The organism is Longimicrobiaceae bacterium (assembly GCA_035696245.1).
In the GTDB taxonomy this organism is placed as follows: Bacteria; Gemmatimonadota; Gemmatimonadetes; order Longimicrobiales; family Longimicrobiaceae; genus DASRQW01.
On sequence record DASRQW010000063.1, the window covers coordinates 1 to 7,439 of the forward strand.

The window sequence follows — 7,439 nt, forward strand, 5'->3', positions numbered from 1 at the left end:
CGTCTCCTCCGCGGGGTCGGGGAGCCTCCTCCTCCGGCGGGCCGATACTGCCTGGCCCGCCTCCGTCCGGGGTCTCCCCGCCCGCGGCGGGAGCCTCGCGTGCTCCACGCGCGCCGACACACCACGCCGCGCGAGTCTCCCGCCGCACATCGTTTTACGGATACCGCGGAACGACAAACCCCGCGCGCGCCCCATCGGTCGCGGGACTCGTCCGATCCATCGAACACCGCCCATCTCACGTCCCTGCCACCCCCCCGGGACCCACCCCTTCGTAGGACGCGGACCTGCGTGTCCGCCGTCCCTCCGCCGCGACGCGGTTCCCGAGCCGCTCACGCCTCACCTCCACCCACCGCAGGCGCGCAGCGCCGAGTCACCACCGCCCCGGCAGCGAGGAGGCGATCTCGACCCATACCAAGCCAGACACGCGCTAATAACCGTACCTTCCCCCACTTGTGGGGGAGGGCAGGCGAGTTTTACGAGCCGGGTGAGGGCCCTCCTACGCCGCCACCTCGATCCCTCGCCCCAGCGTCTTCAGCCGTGCGGCGCAGGCGGATGCGTCCAGCGGGCGGCGCGCGGCGATCTGGCGCATCAGGTGCACCACTTCGGCCCGAAGCTCGGCGTGGCCGGCCGCTGCGCAGTCGTGCGTGTCCAGCACCGCATCCGCGATCTGCCACAGGCGGCGGGGCTCCACCGGCTCGCTGCGCAGAGCGTCGGTGAGCGTGAAGACCTGGATCTTGAGCTGGAAGCGAAGCGCCGTCTGCCGATGCATGGTCATCTCCGGTTGCGCGTTGCCGTCTCTCCCTCGCGCCTCCCCTGGCGCAACCGAAAGAACGCCTGGCCTCGCCACGGAGTCTCCTCCACCGCGTCACGTCCACGGCACGGCTCAGCCGCCGGACGGCATCCTCACCCGTCGTTTGGCCGGTAGGCGCACTGCCGGATCGATGAGCCTCCCCTCCACGGTCGATCCGCATCTCCGTACCATCCCGACAGTTGGCCACGCCCTTGCCTGCGCAGCCGCGCCGGTCGGCAGTGGGTCCGGGTCGTGCATCAACCAACCCGGACGAATCCCGAGACCAATCCGCACGATGAAACCTTTCACCGGTCCCGGGCGTCTGTATACGCAGAACCGGTACGGCTTCGCGCGCGCGGGCTACGGCAGTGGACGCACTCAGACCAGCGAGGGTGAGATGGACACTCGGCGGATCGTAGACGGACAGGGCACGGAATGGATGGTATCGGAAGGGTACGTGTGGACGCCGATGTCGCACGCGGCGCCCGCCGTGTTCCTGGTCTTCCGCGACGGCGCGGGCCGCGAGCTTCGCGCCGACGACGTGCCGCCGCTCGCCCACGCGACGGACGCCCAGCTGCGCGCCCTGCTCCGTTTCCTGCGCGGCCACACCCCGGCCGACGCCGCATCTCCCGGCTCGCCCGCATCCCGCATCTTCCCGCGCTCGCTCCACCCGCCCGCGACGGCGGCCGCCTGATCTTCGCCCCGGTCAGCAAGGGCTGATGCCGGCCCGGCCTCTCCGATGCATCGCATGCGAATCCTCGCGGCCAACGTGGCGGCGAGGATTTCGTTTTCCGATCCTCCGTTCGATATTCCGCGTGCTCCTGACGGTTGCGCCTGACGATCCGCATCTCCACCTGGTGAACGAGATGTCAGCTCCGCATCATCCCGATTCCAACCGCGCCGGGGCGCATCATCATGCGACTGGACGCCGGCCCGCGGGCATCCTGCGGATCGTCGCCGTCATTTCGGTCGTGGCGGCTGCGGGCGGCTGCGCGCTGAACCGCGTGCGCGACGAGCCGGGCGTGGTGAGCGGGACCGTGAAGGTGTCGCCGAAGATGCGGCTGAACCCCGGCGACTACGTGCACGTCACGCTGTACGCTCCCGCGGGCGAGATAGCGGAGGACGTGGTGCGCGCGCCTCGAAAGCTGCCCGTGAGTTTCGTGCTGCGGTACGATCCCGCGCAGATCGACCCCGCGCGCCTCTATTACGTCCGCGCGGCGGTGCTCGATAGCGCACGGCACCTCCGGGCGCTGGCGATCGAGCATTACCCGGTGATCACGCTGGGCGGAACGAACGAGGCGCGCGTCGTCGCGGTGCCAAACGCGGCGGCCACCGCGTCCGGCGTGCCCGCGCTGTTCCGGTGCGCGGGCGGAGCGAGCTTCCGCGTGGAGCTGGGCTGGACCCGCGCATACCTGACCCTCGGAGAGAAGAGCCTGGAGCTGCCCGTCGCCGGCCGGTCCCACCGCCGTTTCGCCGATGCCACGCACACGCTCACGCTCCGAGGCGACTCCGCGCGGCTGGAGCGCGCCGGCCAGCCCGCCCTGGAGTGCGCCGGCGAGCCGATGCTGGGCTGGAGCATGTTCGACCGTGGGGAAGTGGATCTTTACGCGCGGAGCACGGAACCTGGCGCGTACTCCGCCGACCACTGGCTGATGACGGTTCGCGAGGGCGCACGCATCGAGTTCCGCACCAACGGCTGGCGGACACGCGTTCTCACCTCCGCGCCGCACCGCAAGGTGGACCGCCGCACCGGGCGCATCACCTACCGCGCCCATTCCCCAGCGCACCGCCTGATCGTCGTCGCCGAGCCGGGAGCGTGCGCGGACGGAGGCGACACGTTCCCCATGCGTGTGACCGTGCTGCTGGACCGGCGCGAGCTCCACGGCTGCGGCGGGCCTTCCGCCTACCCCCAAGCAGCGGCCACGCCACGCTGAGATCCCCGGCGGCCCGCGGATTGAATATCGCGCCGCGCCTCCCCGCCGCTTTCGCCGCGGGCCCGATCTGCTATCTTCCCGCCGCTCGCGTCACGTCAGCACGCCGGGGAGCCCGCCTTGCCGCCCTCGTCCGCCCGCCTGCCACACGCCGTCCTGTTCGACCTGGACGGCACGCTCGTCGACACGTTCCGCCTGTACGTGGAGTGTTACCGCCGCGCGCTGGCGCCGTACCTGTCCCGCGTGCCGGACGAGGCGGAGATCGTCGCCCGCCGGCCCGCGTCGGAGCGGCGCTTCCTGGCGGACTGGATCGGCGAGCGGTACGCGGAGGACTGCCACGCCGCCATGCTCCGCCACTACGCCGCCCTCCACGCCTCTCTCGGCGAGGGCGAGTACGACGGCGTCCGGGAGATGCTCGCCGCGCTGCGGTCCGCCGGCATCCCTCTCGGCATCGTCACCGGCAAGAGCCGCGCGGCGTGGGAGGTGACCGAGGCGGCGCTCGGCCTCGGCCCGTTCGCGGCGGTGGTGACGGACGACGACGTGGCGGCGCCCAAGCCGGACCCGCAGGGCATCCTCCTCGCGCTCGGGGAGATGGGCGTCGATCCCTCGCGCGCCGTGTACGTGGGCGACGGCTTGGGCGACCTGCGCGCCGGGCGCGACGCGGGCACGCGTGTGGCCGCCGCCCTCTGGCCGAAGACGGGCGAGGGCGAAGCGGACGCGTTCGCGGAAGAGATCCGCCCGCTGGCGCCGGACTGGACCTTCGCGCGGCCGGCAGACGTCACCCGCGCCTTCGCGCCGTGGTGCTGAGCGGCGCTAAACCGCTTGGGTGACGTGAGATGCGCGGCTGGCGGAACGGATCGTGAAGAGGGGCGGGCGCCGCGCGGGCCGCGCGGCGGCGACTTACGAGAACGGATTGGAAGGCAGATGAGCGGGAAGACGGCGGACTGGAAGGACTATCCCGAGCACGACGACGGGGCGGAGCACACCGTGGTGGGCACCATGAAGCGCATGGAGGCGCTGGAGAGCCCGCAGCTGGAGAACACGCGCGACGTGCTCGTCTACCTGCCGCCGTCGTACGGCAGCGGAGAGCGGCGCTACCCCGTGATCTACATGCACGACGGGCAGAACCTCTTCGACCGCGCCACCAGCTTCGGCGAGGAGTGGGAGGTGGACCAGACGCTGGAGAAGGCCAGCGCCGACGGGCTGGAGGCCATCGTGGTCGGCATCCCCAATCTGGGCGACGAGCGGCTGAACGAATACTCGCCCTTCGTGGACGCGAAGCTCGGCGGCGGGCGCGGCGACCTGTACCTGCAGTTCATCGTGGAGACCATCAAGCCCATCATCGACCGCGACTTCCGCACGATGCCGGAGCGCGGGTGCACGGGCATCGCCGGCTCGTCGATGGGCGGGCTGATCAGCCTCTACGCCTTCTTCGAGCATCCGGACGTCTTCGGCTTCACGGGCGTGATGAGCCCCGCGCTCTGGTTCGCGGACCGCGCTGTCTTCGGCGTGGTGGAAGCCGCGCCGTACGTGCCGGGCCGCATCTACCTGGACGTGGGCACCAACGAGGGCACCGAGGAGCTGGCCGACGTGCGCCGCCTGCGCGACCTGCTCACCGAGAAGGGCTACCGCGGCGGGCGCGACTTCCTGTACGTGGTGGAGATGGGCGGCGCGCACAACGAAGCCGCGTGGGCGCGCCGCATGCGCAAGCAGCTCCAGTTCCTCCTCCACGGCCCCGCCAAGCGCAAGCGCCCCGCCAAGGCGCCGGAGCCCGCCGGGGCCTGATCGTCCGAAGCACGAAAAGCAGCACGGCCGCCTTCATCCCAGGCGGCCGTGCTGCTTTTTCCATCTCCGCCGGACGAAACGCCCGGCTACCGCATCTTCAGAGCTTGATCCCGAAGTCGGCGCGGCGGGTCCAGAAGTAGTGCAGGAAGACGGTGCACAGCGCCGCCGCGACCGAGTTGCCGATACGCCCCGCCGGCGTGGCCTCGCCGATCGCGCCGAGGACCGCGTTCAGCAGCGAGAGTGCGGCGCAGACGGCGGCGACCCACCATGCGTCCCAGCGGAACCGCGCCACGCCGCGCGAGATGAGGAACTGGACCACGGCGAGGAAGGCGGCGATGCCCACGATCACGGCGCCGCCGGGCAGCCCCTGCGGGATCCCGATCGCGATGCCGACCAGCAGGATGATCACGCTGCCGACGTAGCCGAGGGTGACGTAGATCTTTCCGGGGATCGCGTGCGCGGAGTACGGGAGGGGTGCGGCGGCGGTCGTGGCTTCGGTGGCTTCCATGTGTGCGTGGGTCCGTGATCGGGGTGGATTTGCCGTGCGGCTGCCCGGCGGGGGAAGGTCAGATCGTGTAGTACGTCGTGAAGAACAGGATGAAGCGGTACGCCTGCACCGCGCCGAGCGTGCCCAGCACCAGCAGCAGGCACTTGCCGGCCGTCGCCCCGCGGCCCTCGCCGTACACGCGGAGCAGGGCGGGGAACAGGTACAGCGCCTCGAGGGTGGCGAAGAGCAGCGTCGCGGGCTTGTCCGTCACCAGCCACCGCAGGTCCGCTCCCGCCGCCCGGCCCGCCAGCACGCCCAGGGCGATCACCAGCATCATCGTGGGGATGAGCAGCAGGAAGATCGCGAAGAAGTGCAGCGAGAACACCAGGTGCTCCACGAAGAACCGCCGCGAGCGGACGTACACGAGCTGCATCAGAAGCGCGAACAGCGGGACGAGGACGATCACCAGCGTCTTCGCCTCGTTCGCCAGCGTGCCGTTGAACAGCGCCTCGTAGCTCGCGAAGGGCATCCCCTTCGCCGCGACGGCGCGCGCCACCATCCGCCGTGCCAGCCCGCTGTACGGCAGGTAGTGCAGGTGTACGTCCAGCGGCGTGGTTAGCATGCTCACGTGCAGGTAGCCCACCAGCAGAAAGAAGAGCACGTTGCACAGCAGGAACACGCGCAGCGGCGGCAGGTATGCCCGCCGGCGGCCCGCCAGGTACTCCACCGTCAGCAGCCCCGGCCGGGTGAGCAGCGCCGCGAACGTACGCGCCGCGTTGCCGTCCAGGTCCGTCACGCCCTTCACCGCGTCCGCCAGGAACCGCCGCAGCGAGTAGTGGTGCGCGCCCAGCCGCTCCTCGCCGCACGCCTCGCAGAAGCGCCCGCCCAGCGTCGCCCCGCAGCTCGCGCAGGCTTCGCCTGCCGCGACCACGACCGCCGGCGAAGGACCTACCGCCGTCGGTCGAGCTGCAAGCGGGTCGGAGAAGGGGATGTCCATCGGCGGATCGGCGGGGAGGACGGGAGATGTGGTGCCGCGGATGTTGCGCTACGGCCTCGGCCTCGCGATGCGTCGCGGAAGCTGCGCGGTGGAGCGGATCGAGCTGATGCAGGCCGGGGTGCGAGGCAGGGGAGAATGGACTGCCCGATACGGCGCCGGGAAGAGCTTGGATGTGCTTGGGGAGATGCGGGTGCGACCGCGCGGACGCCAGCCGGGGAGGCTCGCGTCCGATGCAGGATTCGTTCAGCCCAACGATTCGGCGAGCGCGCGGCTCTCGCGGAAGGCGGCCGAGGCTTCGATGAAGTCCTCGAACAGACGCCGCGTGCCCTCGTCGTCGTCGATCAGCATCTCGGGATGCCACTGCACGCCGACCGCGAAGGCGTCGCCGGTCGCCTCCAGCGCCTCGATCAGCCCGTCGGGCGCCCAGGCGGTGGCGGCCAGCGAGGGCGCCACGCGGGCGATGCCCTGGTGGTGCATGCTGTTGACCTTCACGCTGGTGCCGCCGAAGGCGCGCGCCAGCCGCGAGCCCTCGGCCACGCGAAGGTCGTGCGCCAGGTGGTCGCGCGCCCAGCCCGCGCCGGGGAAGTAGTCGTGCTTGATGGCTCCGGGGAACAGCTCCGCGCAGTCCTGCACCAGCGTGCCGCCCGCGGCCACGTTCATCACCTGCATCCCGCGGCACACCCCGAAGAGCGGCTTGCCGTCTTCCATCGCCCAGCGCGCCAGCTGAAGCTCCACCAGGTCGCGCGGCATGTCGGTACGGCCGCACAACTCGTGGCGCTCCTCGCCGTAGCTCACCGGGTCCATGTCCACGCCGCCGGCCAGGAAGATGCCGTCCAGCCGTTCGTAGATCTGGCGCAGCGTCTCCGTGTCGTCGTCCAGCAGCGGCACCATCCACGGCACCGCGCCCACCGAGGTGCACGCCACGAAGTAGCGCTGGTTCATCACCCACGACGCCGGCAGGTCTTCCGGGATGCGGTCGATGGCCTGGAGCGTCTGGGTGGGGATGCCGATGGTGGGGCGGCGCAGCTGCATGGTCCAACCTCGTTGCTCGGAATACGTTGGGGCCCCGCTCCCCGAAGCAGGAACGGGACCCCGCTGCCTAATCTACATCGTCCTCCGTCTGTTTACAACTCGCCTGACGGAGAGAGAGTCGCAAGGGTGTTGTGGCCCGGATTCGGTGGTTAGATATTTCGATTCCCACATCCGCCGCCGACCAGCCATCGAGAGCGACGCATGCGAAAGCCCGATTCCGCTACCCCGGCTGAAGCCGTCCGCCCCGCCGCGGCCGAGCCTGTCCGCGTCAGCAAGCCCACTCTGCCCGAGATGGTTCAGGAGATGCTCGGCGGCGGGACCTCTTTCGGAGCGCCCTTCCACAGCGAGCTGGACCTGGCCGAGGCCGTGTCGAGCGGATTCCCGACTTCAGTCCTGACTGCGTTGGTCGAGCAGGGC

9 protein-coding genes are annotated in these 7,439 nt (G+C 70.7%); 5 read left to right on the top strand and 4 right to left on the bottom strand.

The genetic code is table 11. The features are described from left to right. Positions 1-496 precede the first annotated feature (496 nt). The gene (locus tag VFE05_02940) at positions 497-769 is read right to left on the bottom strand and encodes a hypothetical protein (GenBank protein ID HET6229006.1); all 273 of its coding nucleotides are present in this window, start codon (positions 767-769) and stop codon (positions 497-499) included. 418 nt (positions 770-1,187) lie between these two features. Between VFE05_02940 and VFE05_02945 the strand changes: the two genes are divergently transcribed. The 4 genes from VFE05_02945 to VFE05_02960 all read left to right on the top strand — a co-directional run bounded on the left by VFE05_02945 (position 1,188) and on the right by VFE05_02960 (position 4,506). Next, the gene (locus tag VFE05_02945; GenBank protein HET6229007.1) at positions 1,188-1,484 is read left to right on the top strand and encodes a hypothetical protein; all 297 of its coding nucleotides are present in this window, start codon (positions 1,188-1,190) and stop codon (positions 1,482-1,484) included. Between the two features lie 121 nt (positions 1,485-1,605). Beyond that, positions 1,606-2,724 carry a YbaY family lipoprotein gene (locus VFE05_02950; GenBank protein HET6229008.1) on the top strand — a complete coding sequence of 373 codons (1,119 nt, stop codon included), beginning with the start codon at positions 1,606-1,608 and terminating at the stop codon, positions 2,722-2,724. Between the two features lie 117 nt (positions 2,725-2,841). Then, positions 2,842-3,528, top strand: a complete 687-nt coding sequence (locus VFE05_02955) for an HAD-IA family hydrolase (protein ID HET6229009.1) — start codon at positions 2,842-2,844, stop codon at positions 3,526-3,528. 117 nt (positions 3,529-3,645) lie between these two features. Next, positions 3,646-4,506: an alpha/beta hydrolase-fold protein gene (locus VFE05_02960; GenBank protein ID HET6229010.1), complete on the top strand. Its 861-nt coding sequence runs from the start codon at positions 3,646-3,648 to the stop codon at positions 4,504-4,506. Between the two features lie 97 nt (positions 4,507-4,603). Here VFE05_02960 and VFE05_02965 read toward each other — a convergent pair whose 3' ends face one another. The 3 genes from VFE05_02965 to VFE05_02975 form a co-directional block, all read right to left on the bottom strand. Then, a complete protein-coding gene (locus tag VFE05_02965; GenBank protein HET6229011.1) occupies positions 4,604-5,014 on the bottom strand; it encodes a hypothetical protein in 411 nt (136 codons plus the stop codon). A gap of 58 nt (positions 5,015-5,072) precedes the next feature. After that, positions 5,073-5,990, bottom strand: a complete 918-nt coding sequence (locus VFE05_02970; GenBank protein HET6229012.1) for a DUF3667 domain-containing protein — start codon at positions 5,988-5,990, stop codon at positions 5,073-5,075. 243 nt (positions 5,991-6,233) lie between these two features. Then, positions 6,234-7,022, bottom strand: a complete 789-nt coding sequence (locus VFE05_02975; protein HET6229013.1) for a gamma-glutamyl-gamma-aminobutyrate hydrolase family protein — start codon at positions 7,020-7,022, stop codon at positions 6,234-6,236. Positions 7,023-7,223: 201 nt separating this feature from the next. Here VFE05_02975 and VFE05_02980 point away from each other — a divergent pair. Next, positions 7,224-7,439 (top strand): hypothetical protein (locus VFE05_02980; protein HET6229014.1); only part of this gene is annotated, 216 nt, incomplete at its 3' end.